Here is a 17,632-nt window from a genome sequence, read left to right on the forward strand (position 1 = left end):
TTGTGCTGTTCCGTGGAACCGTGCGAGTGCATGCCTCATGCCCCGGCGGAAAGACATATGGAGATGCGGCATCGTCGCCCAGCCGATCCCGGCGATCGTGGCGGCGGGTGGTATCGGCGGGCCGGTGACTTGGCTGGAGGAGGAGCCGGATTTCCAGTTCCTGGCCGACCCCTTCGGCTGGCGTGACGGGGAAGGGCGGCTGCATCTCTTCGCCGAACATTATGACTATCGCATCCGGCATGGGACGATCGAACGGCTGCTGTTCGACGATGCCCTGGCCTTGATCGACCGCCGCCCTTGCATGATCGAGCCGTGGCATCTTTCCTATCCGCAGGTCTTTGCCGGGGAGGGGGCGATGTGGATGCTGCCCGAAGCGCACCGGTCGGGCGGGTTGACGCTCTATCGCGATCATGGCGGGCTGGTCGACTGGCGGGCCGAATGCCGGATCGCGCTCGACTGCGTGCCGGTCGATGCCAGCGTGATGCGGCATGAGGGGCGCTGGTGGCTGTTCTATTCGCCCGCCACCAGCAAGTTGACGAAGATGGCGCATCTGCATGTGGCCTGGGCCGATCGGCTGTGCGGGCCGTGGACCGCACATCCTGGCAATCCGGTGCGGATCGACCGTCGATCGGCCCGGCCCGGTGGGACGCCCATGCCGATTGGCGGGCGCATCATGCTGCCGGTGCAGGATTGCGCGGCGACCTATGGCGGTTCGATCCGGCCGCTATGGATCGATCGGCTCGACGAAGGGCGGTTCGTGGCGGAGGCGGGCGAGGCTTTGGCCATGCCGGAGGAGGCGGGGAGCTATCGGGAGGGGATGCACACGCTGACCGCCTGTGGCGATGTCACGCTGTTCGACGTCAAGCGGATCGACCGGTCGCTGCGCGGGTTGATGCTGGACGTCCGGCGCGGGCTTGGCGGATATAGTTGAGGATTGCCGTCCCGTTGGCAACGAAGCGATCCTGCGAAAAGCGGTTGAGCATGTCGCGACGGGCCGCCCCGCCCATGATCTGAAGCCGGGCCGGATCGGCAAGCATGGCGTCCAGCGCGCTCGCCAAGGCCTCGGGATTGCCGGGGGGCACGATGACGCCGGTTTCACCCTGCCGGATCGAAAAGGGCAGTTCCCCCACGGCGGAGGCGACGACCGGCAGGCCTGCGGTCAGCGCCTCATGGGCGGCGATGCAAAATCCCTCCGAACGCGACGGCTGGACATAGAGGTGCAGGCCCGCAAGAAAGGCGTGGGGATCGTCGGTATAGCCGGTGAAATGGACCTCGACGCCCGCCTGCCGCGCGAGGCGTTCGAGATGGTCCCGCTCCGCGCCGTCGCCTGCGATCGAGAGGGTGAAGGCGCGGCTGTCCATTCGGGCCAGTGCGGCGATCAGTACGTCATAGCCCTTGACCGGATGGAGGCGACCCAGCGTGCCGATCCGGACCGGTTCGCCCGGCTGCCAGGGGCGAGACTGCGGCATGACAGGATCGGCGGCGAAGATCGGCCAGCAGGCCAGCCGATCCTGTGGAACGGCCAGGCGCTTGGCCGTCAGCGCCGCGACCGACTGCGAATCTCCGACCCAGAGCATCGCCCGGGATTCGAGCAGGCGCATCAGCCGCCGGTTCCAGGGTTTCAGGAAAGCGGCATGTTGCCAGCTCACCACCGGCAGGCCCAACATCGGACCAAGGATCAGCCCCAGGATCGTCGCCCGGCTGAGCGAGGTCCAGATATGGGTCGCGCCCCAGTCCAGAAGCTGCCGCCGCAACCACAGCGCAGCGGCAAGATGATCGGTCAGGCCGCCCTCGCGCACCGCGGGATCGAGCCCCGCCTCCACCATGGCGGGCAGGCCGCGTCGGTCGCGCGGGGTGAGGGCGAAGACGCGCACCTGCGCACCCGCATCGCGCAGGACACGGGTGATGGCGGGCACCGGCTGGGCCGCGCCGCCGCCCTCCACCGAATTGATGACGTAAGCGATCCTCAATGGGCAAGGCTCCTGCGCCACACGAGGCTGGCGAGCAATATACTCGCCAGCAATGCCTGTCCCACCGCCTGCGCGCCCGCGCCCATCAAACCCCAATGATGCAGCATCAAGGGCAGCACCGGCAGGAAGATCAGGCTGGCGAAGAGATTGGCGCTCATCGACAGGGCGGGAAAGCCCATGGCGGAGAGGGCGGATGAGCAGGGCGGACCGATCACCGCGATCATCCGCGCCGCGACCAGCACGACCATGACGCTGCCCGCCGCCTTGAACGCAGGACCGGCCAGCAGCGTGACGATCTGCGTGGGAAAGAGCGCCGCGATGATCACCACCGGCGCGGCCGCCGCCAGCGCGATGCCAATCACGCGGGTGAGTGTCCGGCGCAGCGGCGCGCCGCCCTGTCCGGCGGCGACCATGCGGGCGAGTTCGGCATAGGCGGTATTGCCCAATATCTGTGCGGGCTGGGCGATGATGACGGTAGCGCGCTGGGCGACGGCGAACAGGCCCGCCATGGCTGGCCCCATCACCCAGCCGACGATCAACGGTGCGATCCGTCCTGCCAGTTCGCTCAGGGTGACGTCGGCATTGCTGGCGACCAGGAAGCGCCAGATGCCCGGATTGTCCCTTACCGCGCTGCCGTTTGCGGGGTGGCGTAAAACCATGCCCAACCGGTTATGGGCGCAGATGAGGCCCATCCCCCACAAAACCGCGAATTCTGCAAGCGCGGCCGCGAGCCAGGCGATCAGAAAGCCCTTCAGCCCCCAGCCCAGCAGCCAGGCCAATGTGGCGCCGGTGAGGCGCACAAGCGGCTGCACCATATTGTGCAGGCCGATCAGGTCGAAGCGGTCGATCAGTTGCAGATAGCCCGCCGGGGCCGACCGCACCGATCCCAGCACGGCGAAGCTGTAGGGAATGGCGAAGGCGACGGTTTCCGGCGGCCAGCCCAGATGCGGCCCGACCAGCGGCGCCAGTGCCATGGCCGCGATGATCGCCGCTGCTCCGCCCGCCAACTCGACCGCTGTGCCGAAACGCAGCAGGCGGGCGAGGCGGTGCGGCGCATCCTCCGCGCTGGCTTCCGCGCCATAGCGGACGATCGCCTGCCAGGCGGGAAATTCGACGATTCCGACCACCGCCGTCACATAGCCGTGGACCAGAACCAATATGCCATAGTCGCGCGGCCCCAATGCGCGCGCGGCGATGATCAGGTACACAAGGCTGATCAGCCCGGCGCCGGCCTTTCCGCCCAGCACCAGTCCCAGTCCCTTGAAAATCCGCCCCGTGATTCCGGCCCGTTCCGTCATGCGTTAGGGAAAGACCAGTCTTTCCGGCGCAAGGCAATGCCCATGCTGTTGCGGGCGGCCAGACGGCGGCCCAGAAAGCGGTAGAAATACCAGTTCATCGCGGCGCGGGGCGTGTAGCGGTAGAGCAGCCGCTCGCCCCGCGTCCAGCTCACCGCGGTGCGCGAAGCGCGCCGGTCCGACGGAAAGCAGACATGGCTTGGATGATAGACGGCCCGGCCATGGGCCATCACGCGATGGACGATCTCATGATCCTCCAGCACATAGGGCCAGCGCTTGACGTCGAAGCCCCCGGCCGCTCGCAGCGCATCGGCGCGGAAGGCCTGGGCATAGCCACCCGCATGGCATTTGCCGGCGAAACGGCGGCTCTTGCGCAGGATGAAGGCGATGCGCTCGCGGGACTGGCTGTTGGTTTCGGGGGCGTAGAGGTCGATCGCCATCACCGCCGCCGCGTCGTCATGATTCTCAAACAGCTCGATGATGCGCCGCACATAATCGGGGGGATAGCGTGTGTCGGCATCGCAGATCGCGACCAGCGGCGTGGTCACATGATCGAGGCCATGCGCCATGGCGTGGATCTTGCCGGGCGTGGGGCAGGGCAGGATCGTGGCGCGTTCCCCCAAGGGGAAGGCATGGGTCCTGGCCTCGTCCGCCCCCGCATCGGTCGAGCCATTGTCGATCAGCAGCAGCCGAAAGCGCGGATCGCTCTGGGCGGCCAGGCTGTCGATGGTGGTGCCGATCCACCCCTTTTCATTGAAGAAGGGAAGGATGATCGTCAGCAGCGCAGTCATGCCGCTTGCACCGCCGACCCGCTACCCGGCTGCCCGGAGCGGCGTTCGGCCAGGCGCGCGATGACTTCGGCGGCGCGTTCGGAGGAGGGGCGGCCGTCCAGGTCGAAACTGTCGGCGAACATCTTCTCCTGCACAGCGTGGTAATGGTTCGCATGCAGATCCTCGGCGCGGTCCAGGGCATCGCCCAGTTTCGCCGGATCGCGAATGACCTCGCCCGCGTGCCAATGCGCGAAATTGGGGTCGCCCCGCCAGTTGGTGCCATGGCTGTCGAGGAAGATGCAGGGGCGTGGGTGCAGCAGGAATTCATAGACCTGGCTGCTGGCATCGCCCAGATAGATGTCCGCCGCCATGGTATAGCTCATGTCGGTGGAAGCCCGGCTGCCCAGGTCGAAATGGATATTGTCCCCGTGCAGATAGCGGTTGTCGATCGCTCCTGCGCGACTGATCGTCAGCTTGTCGATGGTCAGGACGAAGGGGCGTTCGAACAGCATGACATGGGGCGCGAAGATCAGTTCGCGCTCGTCATGCTGAACGAAATGGTCCAGCACCGCCCGCCCGTCCTTGTACCAGGAGGACAGATGCGGCGACACATGGGGGTTGTAGAGGACCACGGGCCGTTCGCGGCTGAAATGATGGGTGCGGCCGGCTTGGCGGACCATGTCGAACTTGGGATAGCCCACGATGCTGATCGTCTCGGGATCGACCCCGGCCTCGACGATCAGGCGGCGGCGGATCTTCTCGCCCGAACAGAGAACATGATCGAAGCGTGCGCTTGCCCGGTCGAAACCGATGGCCCGGTCCCCGGCGCCGTGCCGGGTGTGGACCATGAACAGATTGTCCAGGCCATAGTGCGTCTTGAGCAGAAGTGATGTCTTTTCCGCCACCACCAATATGTCGAGGCTGCGGAAGAAATCCAGATTGTCGCGATAGAGCATCAGCTTGCCCGCCGGCACGAGCTTGCCCAGCACGCCCGCTATGCGCGCGGATCGGGGCGTCAGCGTCAGGCGGACATGGGTGATGCCCGCGTTGAGCCATTCCCCGGCCAGCCGTTCGACCTCGGCCGCCAGCCGGTCGTTGGTCGTCGCCACGATGATTTCGCCCGCAAAGCCGCCCTTGGCGAGCGCGATGGCGATGGGCAGGCTGTGGGCGACCTGGTGAATCTGGTCGTGGTTGAACAGGAATCCGATGCGCATGGCGCGGGGACGTCACGCCCCTGCATCCACCTCAGTCCTGTTTCGGCGGGGTCCGAAATTTTTTCAATATTGTGTCCGGCCTGGCCTCAACGCTCCTTGACCGTCTCCATGGCGACAAAGGTCGATGTGCTGGCGACATGGGGCAGGCTCGAAATCTTCTCCCCCAACACGATGCGATAGCGGCGGATGTCCGCTGTCCGCACCTTCAGCAGATAGTCGAAGCTGCTGGCGATCATATGGCATTCCTCCACCTCGGGAATGCGGCGGACGCCTGCATTGAATTCCTCCAGCGCCTTTTCCCGCGTGTCCGACAGTTTCACTTCGGCAAAGGCGACATGGTCGAGCCCCAACTTGGCGGCATCGGTAATGGCACGAAAGCCCAGGATCACGCCGGTGTCGATCAGCCTTTTCAGCCTCACCTGGCAGGGCGTCTTCGAAAGCCCGACCTGTCGCGCGAGATCGGTGACGGTGATCCGGCCGTCCTGAGCCAAGGCCGCGAGAATCTTGCGGTCAAAGCCATCCAATTCGACTGATTTATCGTCCATAGCTATATTATATGACCTGAATATGGGGAAATTGAAGTATATTTTGTCGATATATGGATAGTCTTTGGCCGGATCGGCAGGATGAAGTGCGATATCATATGGCCATGACCAGCCAGCTCCCCTTTGCCGCCTTCGCCCCGCCCATCCGTCAGCAGTCGCCGCTGCGACGGGCCATCACCTCCGCCTATCGCCGGGATGAGGCCCAATGCATTGCCCCGCTGATAGAGGCCGCCACTTTGGACGAGCCGACCCGGCGAAAAGCGCGGGAGACGGCACGTCAGTTGGTGACGACGCTGCGCGCCAATCATCGCGGCAGCGGGGTCGAGGGGCTGGTGCAGGAATATTCGCTCTCCAGTCAGGAAGGCGTGGCGCTGATGTGCCTGGCCGAAGCGCTGCTGCGCATCCCCGACGCGGCGACCCGCGACGCGCTGATCCGCGACAAGATCGCCGATGGCGATTGGAGCTCCCATCTGGGCGGCGGCAAGTCGCTGTTCGTGAATGCGGCCACCTGGGGCCTCGTCGTCACCGGCAAGCTGGTCGCCAGCGTCGACGATCGGGGCCTGGGCGCGGCGCTCGCCCGCCTGGTCGCGCGGGCGGGGGAGCCGGTCATCCGCCGGGGCGTCGATCTGGCGATGCGGATGATGGGCGAGCAGTTCGTGACCGGGGAGACCATTGCCGAAGCCCTGAAACGCGCCCGCGATCTGGAGGCGAAGGGTTTCCGCTACAGCTACGACATGCTGGGCGAAGCCGCGACGACAGCCGCCGACGCGGCGCGCTATCATGAAGATTATGAGCGGGCCATCCACGCCATCGGCCGGGCATCGGCCGGGCGCGGAATCTATGAGGGACCGGGCATCTCCATCAAGCTGTCGGCGCTGCATCCCCGCTATGCCCGTGCGCAGGCGGACCGGGTGATGGGCGAATTGCTGCCGCTGGTGAAGCGACTGGCGCTGCTGGCCAAGGGTTACGACATCGGCCTCAACATCGACGCGGAGGAGGCCGATCGCCTCGAACTTTCCCTTGACCTGCTGGAAAGCCTCGCTCTCGATCCGGACCTTGCGGGCTGGGACGGCCTGGGCTTCGTGGTGCAGGGCTATGGCAAGCGTTGTCCCTTCGTCATCGACTGGATCGTCGATCTCGCCCGCCGCGCCGGACGGCGGATCATGGTCCGGCTGGTCAAGGGCGCCTATTGGGATGCGGAGATCAAACGCGCCCAGGTGGACGGCCTCGCCGATTTCCCGGTCTATACGCGCAAGGTCCACACCGACGTCTCCTATGTGGCCTGCGCCCGCAGGCTGCTGGCCGCGCCCGACGCCGTGTTCCCGCAATTCGCGACCCATAATGCGCAGACGCTGGCGACCATATACCATCTCGCCGGGCCGGATTTCGTGGTCGGCCAATATGAGTTCCAGTGCCTGCACGGTATGGGCGAGCCGCTATATGAGCAGGTGGTGGGCGCGGCGAAGCTCAATCGTCCCTGCCGCATCTATGCCCCGGTCGGCACGCATGAGACGCTGCTGGCCTATCTGGTCCGGCGACTGCTCGAAAACGGCGCCAACTCATCCTTCGTCAACCGCATCGCCGATCCGCAGGTGCCGGTCGAGGAGATGATCGCCGATCCGGTCGAGATCGTCCGCGCCATGCCCCGCCCCGGCGCGCATCACGATCAGATCGCTCTGCCCGCCAACCTCTATCCCGACCGCCGCAATTCGGATGGCATGGACCTGAGCGACGAAGCGGCGCTGGCGGACCTCACCGCCGCGCTTTTGCATAGCGCCACGATCGAGTGGACCGCCGCGCCGGAAGATGGCGAGGGCACGCCGCGTCCGGTGTGCAATCCCGCCGATCATCGCGACCGGGTCGGCACCGTGACCGAAACGTCGCCGGGGCACGCCGCCGCCGCCGTGCATCGCGCCAGCGGATCGGGTTGGAGCAAAGTGCCGGTCGTCGATCGGGCGGCGGCATTGGATCGGGCTGCCGATGCGATGCAGGCGCGCATGCCGGTCCTACTCGGCCTGATCGTGCGGGAGGCAGGCAAGTCCCTGCCCAACGCCATTTCCGAAGTGCGCGAGGCGATCGATTTCCTGCGCTATTACGCCGGGCAGGCGCGCGCGACCTTCGGCCCGGCGCAGACGGCCATCGGGCCGGTCGTCTGCATCAGCCCGTGGAACTTCCCGCTTGCCATCTTCACGGGGCAGGTCGCCGCCGCGCTGGTCGCGGGCAATCCCGTGCTGGCCAAGCCCGCCGAGGAAACCCCGCTGATCGCGGCCGAAGCGGTGCGTCTGCTCCATGAGGCGGGCGTTCCCGCCGATGCGCTGCACCTGGTGCCCGGCGATGGCGCCATAGGAGCCGCGCTGGTCGCCGCGCCTGAAGTCGCGGGCGTCATGTTCACCGGATCGACCGAGGTGGCGCGGCTGATCCAGCGCCAGCTCGCGACGCGGCTATCGCAGGGGGGCAAGCCGATTCCGCTGATCGCCGAAACCGGCGGACAGAATGCGTTGATCGTGGATTCCTCCGCATTGGCGGAGCAGGTGGTGGCGGACGTCATCGCCTCCGCCTTCGATAGCGCGGGGCAGCGCTGCTCGGCGCTGCGCATCCTCTGCTTGCAGGAGGATGTGGCCGACCGCACGCTGGCGATGCTGAAGGGCGCGCTCAAGGAACTCCGCATCGGCCGCACGGACCGGCTGGCGGTCGACATCGGTCCGGTCATCACCGCTGAGGCGCAGGCGGGGATCGAGGCGCATATCGACGCCATGCGCGGCCTTGGTCGATCGGTCGAGCAACTGGACCTGCCGCCGGAGACGCAGCACGGCACCTTCGTCCCGCCGACGATCATCGAGATCGACGATATCGCCGATCTGAAGCGGGAGGTTTTCGGCCCTGTCCTGCACGTCATCCGCTTCCGCCGGGAAGGGCTGGATCAGCTCATCGAGTCGATCAACGCCACCGGCTATGGCCTGACCTTCGGCCTCCATACCCGGCTGGACGAGACGATCGCCCATGTCACCGGACGGGTGAAGGTCGGCAATATCTATGTGAACCGCAATGTCATCGGTGCGATCGTCGGGATCCAGCCCTTTGGCGGCTGCGGCCTGTCGGGCACCGGGCCGAAGGCGGGCGGGCCGCTTTATCTGGGGCGGTTGGTGGCCGTGCCGCCGGTCTTCACGGCCCGCGCCGGGCATCCGGATTCGCCGCTGCACGACTTCATCGCCTGGCTCGAGGCGCGCGGCGACAGCAAAGGGGCGGCCATCGCCCGCCGCCATGGCGCGGAATCGGCGCTGGGCGTGACGCTGGAATTGCCCGGCCCTGTCGGGGAGCGCAATCTCTATGCCCTCCATCCGCGCGGCCTGATCCAGATGAAGCCGGAAACCGCCGCCGGGTTGGTCGAGCAGATGGCCGTGGTGCTGGCGACCGGCAATCGCGGGATCGTCGAGGGCATGGCACTGCCGGCCGCTTTGCCCGACAGCGTGGCGGCGGCCTTCCCGGCCAGGGCGGATCGGCCCTTTGCCGCGATGCTGGTCGAAGGCGGCACGGATCGCGTGTCGGCGGCTGTGGCCGCCGCTGCGGAGATGCCCGGCCCGATCGTTCCTGTCCATGCCGCCGATTCCGGCCGGGCTATCGCCTATCATGCCAACTGGTTGCTGGAGGAGGTGTCGACCTCCATCAACACCACCGCTGCCGGCGGCAATGCCAGCTTGATGATGATCGGTTGATTTTCGCGTTCAGCCGCGCCGGGGCAGGCGCGGCACGGCGTCGGACTGGCGACGGACCAGGCTGTAATTGAGCTGCGCGAGCTTTTGTGCATTCGTCGCTTCGCCATTGCGCAGGGCATGGGCCAGCAGCGTCATGGCGGCCCGGCTCATATCGCGGATCGGCTGGCGGATGGTGGTCAGCGTCGGCCAGATCGCGGCCGCCAGGGGCGTATCGTCAAAGCCGCAGACGGTCAGGTCCGCAGGGACGCTGATCTGCCGCTGATGGGCGATGGTGATGGCGGCCGCCGCCATGTCGTCATTGCAGGCGAAGATCGCGCTGGGCGGGGAAGGCAGGGCCAGCAGACGCTCCGCCGCCTCCAGCCCCGAGCGATAGCTGAAATCGCCCTCCACGACCCACTCGTCTTCCACCGTCAGGCCATGGTCCGCCATCGCCTGGCGAAAGCCCTCCAGCCGTCGCGCGCTGGCCCGGTGCTGCGCATTGCCCTGGATGAAGGCGATGCGGCGGTGGCCCAGGCCAATCAGGTGACGGGTCATCTCGCTGGCGGCTTGCCGGTCGTCGATCGCCACGACCATCGCGCCTTCCTGCCCCTGGTCGGGCGCGATCGCGACGCGGAGAATGCCGTGCCGTGCCAGCGCGTCCGTCAGTTCGTCCCAATCGCACAGGGGCGGCGGCACGATGACACCGGCAACGCGCGCCTGAAGGATCTGGGCGATGATGTCCTCCGCCGATGAAGCGGCGTCGCATTGCTCCACCACCAGATGGAGATGGTGCCTGGCTGCCTCGTCCAGCCCGCCCAGCAGCAATTCGCCCAGATAGGCCGATGTCGTGGTGTTGCGGTACAGCAGCGCGACCCGCCGGTCGTCGCCCCCGGCCAGGGCACGCGCCGTGGCGTTGGGTGCGTAGTGGAGGTCCTCGATCGCCTTCTCGACCTTCGCGCGGGTCTGCGGGCTGACCCAGCTCTGCTTGTTGACCACGCGCGAGACGGTCATCACCGACACGCCTGCCCGTGCGGCCACATCGCGGATCGTCGGCGGTTTCCGGTCGTTCATAATGGATCGTGCCCTAGCGTCGCCTGGCGTCGAAAGCCAGTCATGGATGCCCCGGCGCGTGGGGAAATTGCAGGGCCTTGTACCAGTTCAGATCATGTTCCGGTGTCGCCGCGCCGGCCGGCAGGGGGCGTTTCGAAATCGACTGGAAATAGGCGATGCTGGCGTCGCGCCACCATTGCGCCTCCCGGTGCTGGATGCGCAGGAAAGTCTGCGTCTTGGCAAAGCGTTCCGCATCGATCGCGGGGCGCAGGCTTTCCCATGTCTTCTGCATGCCCGCGACATAGGCGACGCCCGCGTCATAATGGCGGATGAGGGCATTCCACAGGGTTTCGCCCGATTTCAGCTTCGTGTCCCAGCCGACATGATGGAACCAGAGCAGGTCGCGTTCGGGCGTCGTTTTCGGGTCCGCCAGCATCTTCGCGACCGCCGGCGCATATTGGGCGACGGCGTTGCTGCCCGTCTTCGTACGGTCGAAGCCTATGCCCTGCGCGTCGGCCTTGTGATAATAGGCCGGGTTCCATTCCGGCCGGGCGAGGTCGGCAATCCATGGCGCGGGGCCATAATGATGGCCTGTCCCCATGAGATGGGTGAGGCCCAGCGGGGTCATGTAATCGACCGCGGCCTCGCGCGATCCCATCATCATCGCGACGACGGGGTCGATGACCTTCGCATCCGCCGAAAATGTCTGGGCCGCCCATTCGCGGGCGATGGCCTGCGCCGACAGATCGGGATTCCAGGCGAGGCGGCCGAAGGCATACCAGTCCGCCTGGTTGAAGATCGATCCGCTCCAGTCGCGGTCCACACCGATATTGGCGACCCCGGCAATGCCCGTCAGCCTGTGGCCCTCCAGCGAACCGTCGATCACCCTGGCGATGGTCGAACCCTTGCCACGGGCGAAGGTGTCGCTCTTCAACGTCTCCTCGAACAGCGTGCCGAGATAGGTCAGATGGGTGGACTGGCCCAGATATTCCTTGGTGATCTGGAATTCCATCATCAATGGCGTCCTGGGCATCGCGCCGAAGAGCGGATGGAACGGCTCGCGCGGCTGGAAGTCGATCGCGCCGTTCTTCACCTGCACCAGCACATTGTCGGCGAACTGCCCGTCCAGCGGCTTGAAGTCGCTATAGGCCTGCTTGGCACGATCGTCCGGATTGTCATGGGCGTAGACGAAGGCGCGCCACATCACGATGCCGCCATGCGGTTTCACCGCCGCTGCCAGCATGTTCGCGCCGTCGGCATGGGTGCGCTTGTAATCCTGTGGCCCGGGCTGGCCCTCGCTGTTCGCCTTGACCAGGAAGCCGCCGAAATCGGGGATCGCCCGATAGATTTCATCCGCCTTCGCCTTCCACCAGGCCGCGACCTCCGGGTCCAGAGGATCTGCGGTCCTGAGGCCGGAGAGCTCCATCGGCGCCGTCCATTTGACAGACAGATAGACCTTGATGCCATAGGGGCGGAAGATGTCGGCCAGCGCTGTGGCCTTGGCGATATAGGGCGCGGTCAGGCTGTCCGGCGAGGCGTTGACATTGTTGAGCACCGTGCCGTTGATGCCGATGGAAGCGTTTGCCCGGGCATAATCCGTGTAGCGCGGCCCCTTCCAGTCGGGCAGGCGCCACCAGTCCCAGATGGATTGCCCGGCATAGCCGCGCTCCACCGTGCCATCCAGATTGTCCCAATGGTTGAGCAGCCGCAGCTTCACCCGCGGCGCGCTGCGTATGTCGAGCCGATCGAGCGAGGCGCCGGTTTCCGCCAGTCGTAGATAGGCATAGGCGCCGTACAGCAAGCCCATATCGCCGTTGGCGGCGATCACGGTCACGGACTGGCCGTTCAGCGTGACTGAGCGAATGGCATAGCCTTCCTCGCCGAGCCCATCGAGCTTCACGGGCAAATCGGGCGCGGCGGATGGGGTGGCCAGCCAGATCGCCCCGTCCCGGGGCTTGTCGGCCTGCACAGGTGCGACACCGGTGGCGCCGGAAAGGCCGCGCATCAATTCATCGCGGGCGGCAAGGGCGGTCGCGCCGCGGCCGGGGGCGATGATCGCGGTTGCGTGCCTGGCCAGATTCCCGCCGTCCTCCACCTTTGCATGGCGCAGCCACAGATCATAGCCGTCCTCCGCCATGGCGGGTGCCGTCATGATGCTGGTGGCGATGGTCCAGACAAACAGGCGCGCGAACATAAATCCCCTTTCCTCTCCATTCCTGTCTTCGCCCCGATTCAAGCTTTGCACCGAAGGGCATTGACAGGCCGCTCTTGTCTGAGCAATGTTAACGCTATCAGTTGCGGCGGGGCAAGCAAAAAGCTCAGACCCGCCGAAAAAGGGAGAGGCTGTTTGGAGATCCGGTTTCGTAAGCTGTTGTGCGCGGCTTCCGCGCTGACGCTGATGGTCGGGATGCCTGGCGTGCCTGCCATGGCGGTGCCCGCTTCGAACGCCGCGAAGCCGCTCTACAAGGATGCGGCGGCGCCCATCGAGTCGCGTGTCGACGATTTGCTGTCGCGTATGACGCTCGACGAAAAAATCGCCCAGATCACCGCGGTCTGGACCGATAAGGTCAAGATTTTCGATGACAGGCTGCAACTCGACCCTTCGAAGCTCGACGGAGTTTTTCCCCACGGAATCGGGCAATTCACGCGTCCCTCCGATGCCAAGGGTGCCTTTTCCCCGCGCGAAGTGCCTGGCCGCAACCCGCGTCAGACGGTCGCCCTGGTCAATGCCCTGCAACGCTGGGCGACAACCGGCACACGCCTCGGCATCCCGATCCTCTTCCATGAGGAAGGGCTGCATGGCTATACGGCTGTTGGCGCTACCAGCTTCCCGCAATCGATCGCCATGGCTTCGTCCTGGGACCCGGACATGGTGCGTGAGGTGAACGCGGTGATCGCCCGCGAAATCCGCTCGCGCGGCGTCAGTCTCGTCCTCTCGCCCGTGGTCGACATTGCCCGCGACCCGCGTTGGGGCCGGATCGAGGAAACCTACGGCGAAGACCCCTATCTGGTCGGAGAAATGGGCGTCGCTGCCGTGGAGGGCTTGCAGGGCAAGGGCCGCTCACGACTGCTGCCGCCCGGCAAGGTCTTTGCCACGCTCAAGCATCTGACCGGCCATGGCCAGCCCGAAAGCGGCACCAATGTCGGCCCGGCGCCCTATTCGGAACGCGAGTTGCGCGAGAATTTCTTCCCGCCCTTCGAACAGGTGGTGAAGCGCACCGGGATCGAGGCGGTGATGGCCAGCTATAATGAGATCGACGGCGTGCCGTCCCATGCCAATCGCTGGCTGCTGCACGATGTGCTGCGCGGCGAATGGGGCTTCAAGGGCGCGGTGGTCAGCGACTATTCGGCGGTCGACCAGTTGATGAGCATCCACCATATCGCCGGCAGTCTGGAGCAGGCGGCCGGCCGCGCGCTGGATGCGGGGGTGGATGCGGACCTGCCCGACGGCCTGTCCTATGCGACGCTCGGCAAGCTGGTGCGCGAGGGCAAGGTCAGCGAGGCACAGGTCGACCGGGCCGTGCGGCATATGCTGGAATTGAAGTTCCGCGCCGGACTGTTCGAAAATCCCTATGCCGATGCGGCGGCGTCGGAGAAGATCACCAATAATGCCGAGGCGCGCGCTTTGGCGCTGAAGGCGGCGCAGCGCTCGATCACCCTGCTCAAGAATGACGGCATGTTGCCGCTGAAGCCCGAAGGCACCATCGCGGTGATCGGTCCCAGCGCGGCGGTGGCAAGGCTGGGCGGCTATTATGGCCAGCCGCCGCATACAGTGTCCATCCTGGAGGGGATCAAGGCAAAGGTCGGCGCCCGCGCGAGGATCGTCTTCGCGCAGGGGGTGAAGATCACCGAGAATGACGACTGGTGGGCGGACAAGGTCACCAAGTCCGACCTCGCCGAAAACCGCAGGTTGATCGCGCAGGCGGTGGAGGCCGCGCGCCACGTCGACCGCATCGTGCTGACGCTGGGCGACACCGAACAGTCGAGCCGCGAAGGCTGGGCCGACAATCATCTGGGCGACCGTCCCAGCCTCGACCTGGTGGGCGAGCAGCAGGAGTTGTTCGATGCGCTGAAGGCTTTGGGCAAGCCGATCACCGTGGTCCTGATCAATGGCCGCCCGGCCTCGACCGTGAAGGTATCGGAACAGGCCAACGCGATCCTCGAAGGCTGGTATCTGGGCGAGCAGGGCGGCAATGCCGTCGCGGACGTGCTGTTCGGGGACGTCAATCCGGGCGGCAAGCTGCCCGTCACGGTGCCGCGTTCGGTCGGGCAGTTGCCGATATTCTACAACGTCAAGCCCAGTGCCCGGCGCGGCTATCTGTTCGATACCACCGATCCGCTTTATCCCTTCGGTTTTGGCCTCAGCTACACCAGTTTCACCCTGTCGGCGCCGCGCCTGTCGGCCACGAGGATCGGGGTTGGCGGAACCGCCAGCGTCTCGGTCGATGTGCGCAACAGCGGTCAGCGCGAAGGCGATGAGGTGGTCCAGCTCTATGTCCGCGACAAGGTCAGCTCCGTCACGCGCCCGATTAGGGAATTGAAGGGCTTCCAGCGGGTGACGCTGAAACCTGGCGAAGTGCGAACCCTCACCTTCATCGTCGGGCCGGAAGCGCTGCAAATGTGGAACGATCATATGGATCGCGTCGTCGAGCCGGGGGATTTCGAGATCATGACCGGCAACAGTTCGGTCGCGCTCCAGTCCGCGACGCTGACGGTGACGCCATGAGCGGCTTCGCACGTCGTCAGGCGCTGGGCCTGCTTGCATCGACATCGTTGATCGCGGCCGCGCCTGCGGTTGCAAAAGGGAAGGGTGGTCCGCTCTACAAGGATGCGTCGGCGCCCATCGACCTGCGCGTCAGGGACCTTCTCTCACGCATGACGCTGGAGGAAAAGGTCGGCCAGATCATCGCGCTCTGGGCGACCAAGGCCGACATCATGGATGACCTCACCTTCTCGCCCGCCAAGGCGAGCAGGGCCTATCCCCAAAGCTTCGGTCAGATTACCCGGCCCTCCGACAGGCGCGGTGCGCCCAATGGTTCGACCCAGGCCGGCGGCGTCGGCGCGCGCTGGCGCACCCCGGCCGATACGGTGGCCTTCGTCACGGCGGTCCAGAAATGGGCGCTGGAGGAAACGCGGCTCGGCATCCCCGTGCTGTTCCACGAGGAATCGCTCCACGGCTATATGGCCACCGATGCGACCATGTTCCCGATGGCGATCGGCCTTGCGGGCAGCTTCGACCGCCCGTTGATGGAGGAGGTCCAGTCGGTCATCGCCCGCGAGGTCCGCGCCCGTGGCGTGCATCTGGCGCTGTCGCCTGTGGTCGACATCGCTCGCGACCCGCGCTGGGGCCGGATCGAGGAGACTTTCGGCGAAGACCCCTATCTCTGCGGCGAGATGGGCGTCGCCGCCGTGCGTGGCCTGCAAGGCGATGGCAGGCAGATCGGCCCGGACAAGGTCATGGCGACGCTCAAGCATATGACCGGCCACGGCCAGCCGCAAAGCGGCGAGAATATCGCGCCCGCACCCATCTCCCAGCGGGAGTTGCGCGAGAATTTCTTCCCGCCCTTCCGGGAGGTGGTGAGGCGTACCGGCATTGGCGCCGTCATGCCGTCCTACAATGAAATCGATGGCGTCCCCTCGCACCAGAACCGCTGGTTGCTGAACGACATATTGCGCGGCGAATGGCATTTCGACGGCGCGGTGGTCAGCGATTATGGCGCGGTGCCCGAACTCGACACCATCCATCATGTCCAGCCCGATCCGGAGGCGGCGGCCCGCGCCGCACTGCGGGCGGGCGTCGATTGCGAGCTGCCCGATGGCCAGACCTATCGGACGCTCGTCGAACAGGTCCGCGCCGGAAAAGTCCCCCTGCAAGCGGTCGATCTGGCCTGCACCCGGATGCTGACGCTCAAGTTCCGCGCGGGCCTGTTCGAAAATCCCTGGCCGAGGAAGGATTATGACCGGCTGACCGGCAATGCGCAGGCGCGCGCGCTGGCGCTCAAGGCCGCGCATCGGTCGATCGCGCTGCTCAAGAATGACGGCACGCTGCCGCTCACTCCGGGCGCGCACAAGCGGGTCGCGGTGATCGGTCCCAATGCCGCCATTGCCCGCTTGGGCGGCTATAGCAGCATTCCGCGCCATGCCGTCTCGCTGCTGCAAGGCGTGCGCGAGAAGCTCAAGGGACAGGCGGAGGTCGTCCATGCGCAGGGCGTCTTCATCACCCAGAGCGAGGATCGCTCCGTCGACGAAGTGTTGCTGGCCGATCCGGCCAGGAACCGCGACCTGATCGCGCAGGCCGTCGAGGTCGCGAAAACGGCCGACATCATCCTGCTCGCCATCGGCGATACCGAACAGACCAGTCGTGAAGGCTTTGCGAAGAACCATCTGGGTGACCGCACCAGTCTCGATCTGGTGGGTGAACAGAACGACCTGTTTGCCGCCATGAAAGCCACGGGCAAGCCCTTGGTCGTGTGCGCGATCAACGGCCGCCCGCCCAGCTATCCGGCGGTGGTCGATGGGACCAATGCGCTGCTGGAGTGCTGGTATCCGGGGCAGGAGGGCGGCACTGCCATGGCCGATATCCTGTTCGGCGATGTCAACCCCGGCGCGAAGCTGCCCGTTACCGTGGCGCGCGATGCGGGGCAGGTTCCGATCTTCTACAACCGCAAGCCTTCTGCCCGGCGTGGCTATGTGTTCGAGGATATTTCCCCGCTTTTCCCCTTCGGCTTCGGCCTCAGCTACACCAAGTTCGAATTCGGGCCGCCCCGCCTGTCGTCGCCGCGCATCGGCACCGGCGGCGAGGTGACGGTGGAGGTCGACGTCCGCAATGTCGGGCAAAGGTCGGGCGATGAGGTGGTCCAGCTCTATGTCCGCGACCAGGCAGCCAGCGTTACCCGGCCGGTCAAGGAACTGAAGGGCTTCGAACGCGTCACGCTCGCGCCGGGCGAAAGCCGCACCGTGCGCCTGACGCTGACGCCCGTCGCCTTCACTCTTTGGAACCTCGACATGGAGGAGGTGGTCGAACCCGGCCTCTTCGACATCATGACCGGGCCGGACAGCGAGAATCTCCAGAAAACGACGCTTGAAATCATCTGAA

The 17,632-nt window shown here is 65.9% G+C and carries 11 protein-coding genes; 4 read left to right on the forward strand and 7 right to left on the reverse strand.

Features of this window, described 5'->3' with window-relative positions; genetic code table 11:
• Positions 1-37: 37 nt before the first annotated feature.
• Positions 38-931, forward strand: coding sequence for a glucosamine inositolphosphorylceramide transferase family protein (locus YP76_RS11680; RefSeq protein WP_046763783.1), 894 nt, complete (start codon positions 38-40; stop codon positions 929-931).
• On the opposite strand, the gene YP76_RS11685 is transcribed toward YP76_RS11680, so the two are convergent.
• The 5 genes from YP76_RS11685 to YP76_RS11705 form a co-directional block, all read right to left on the reverse strand.
• Positions 861-1,970, reverse strand: coding sequence for a glycosyltransferase family 4 protein (locus YP76_RS11685; RefSeq protein WP_046763784.1), 1,110 nt, complete (start codon positions 1,968-1,970; stop codon positions 861-863). The genes YP76_RS11680 and YP76_RS11685 overlap by 71 nt on opposite strands.
• Positions 1,967-3,268, reverse strand: a complete 1,302-nt coding sequence (locus YP76_RS11690) for a lipopolysaccharide biosynthesis protein (RefSeq protein WP_046763785.1) — start codon at positions 3,266-3,268, stop codon at positions 1,967-1,969. The genes YP76_RS11685 and YP76_RS11690 overlap by 4 nt, the downstream gene beginning before the upstream one ends.
• A complete protein-coding gene (locus YP76_RS11695) occupies positions 3,265-4,056 on the reverse strand; it encodes a glycosyltransferase family 2 protein (protein WP_046763786.1) in 792 nt (263 codons plus the stop codon). The genes YP76_RS11690 and YP76_RS11695 overlap by 4 nt, the downstream gene beginning before the upstream one ends.
• Positions 4,053-5,249 carry a hypothetical protein gene (locus YP76_RS11700; RefSeq protein WP_046763787.1) on the reverse strand — a complete coding sequence of 399 codons (1,197 nt, stop codon included), beginning with the start codon at positions 5,247-5,249 and terminating at the stop codon, positions 4,053-4,055. The genes YP76_RS11695 and YP76_RS11700 overlap by 4 nt, the downstream gene beginning before the upstream one ends.
• 86 nt (positions 5,250-5,335) lie before the next feature.
• Positions 5,336-5,794 (reverse strand): Lrp/AsnC family transcriptional regulator, encoded by a 459-nt coding sequence (locus YP76_RS11705; protein WP_046763788.1) that lies wholly within the window; start codon positions 5,792-5,794, stop codon positions 5,336-5,338.
• 104 nt (positions 5,795-5,898) lie between these two features.
• Between YP76_RS11705 and putA the strand changes: the two genes are divergently transcribed.
• Complete coding sequence (gene putA, locus YP76_RS11710; protein WP_046764085.1) at positions 5,899-9,507, forward strand: trifunctional transcriptional regulator/proline dehydrogenase/L-glutamate gamma-semialdehyde dehydrogenase; 3,609 nt, start codon at positions 5,899-5,901, stop codon at positions 9,505-9,507.
• 9 nt (positions 9,508-9,516) lie between these two features.
• On the opposite strand, the gene YP76_RS11715 is transcribed toward putA, so the two are convergent.
• Positions 9,517-10,557, reverse strand: coding sequence for a LacI family DNA-binding transcriptional regulator (locus tag YP76_RS11715; RefSeq protein ID WP_046763789.1), 1,041 nt, complete (start codon positions 10,555-10,557; stop codon positions 9,517-9,519).
• A gap of 40 nt (positions 10,558-10,597) precedes the next feature.
• Entirely contained in the window at positions 10,598-12,730 is a 2,133-nt protein-coding gene (locus YP76_RS11720) for an alpha-glucuronidase family glycosyl hydrolase (protein ID WP_046763790.1), read from the reverse strand.
• Positions 12,731-12,934: 204 nt separating this feature from the next.
• Here YP76_RS11720 and YP76_RS11725 point away from each other — a divergent pair, with 204 nt between their 5' ends.
• A complete protein-coding gene (locus YP76_RS11725) occupies positions 12,935-15,262 on the forward strand; it encodes a glycoside hydrolase family 3 N-terminal domain-containing protein (RefSeq protein WP_046764086.1) in 2,328 nt (775 codons plus the stop codon).
• Positions 15,259-17,631 carry a glycoside hydrolase family 3 N-terminal domain-containing protein gene (locus YP76_RS11730; RefSeq protein WP_046763791.1) on the forward strand — a complete coding sequence of 791 codons (2,373 nt, stop codon included), beginning with the start codon at positions 15,259-15,261 and terminating at the stop codon, positions 17,629-17,631. Before YP76_RS11725 ends, YP76_RS11730 begins: the two co-directional genes overlap by 4 nt.
• The last annotated feature ends 1 nt before the right edge of the window (position 17,632 follow it).

Origin of the sequence: Sphingobium chungbukense (genome assembly GCF_001005725.1) — a bacterium.
Classification (GTDB): domain Bacteria; phylum Pseudomonadota; class Alphaproteobacteria; order Sphingomonadales; family Sphingomonadaceae; genus Sphingobium; species Sphingobium chungbukense.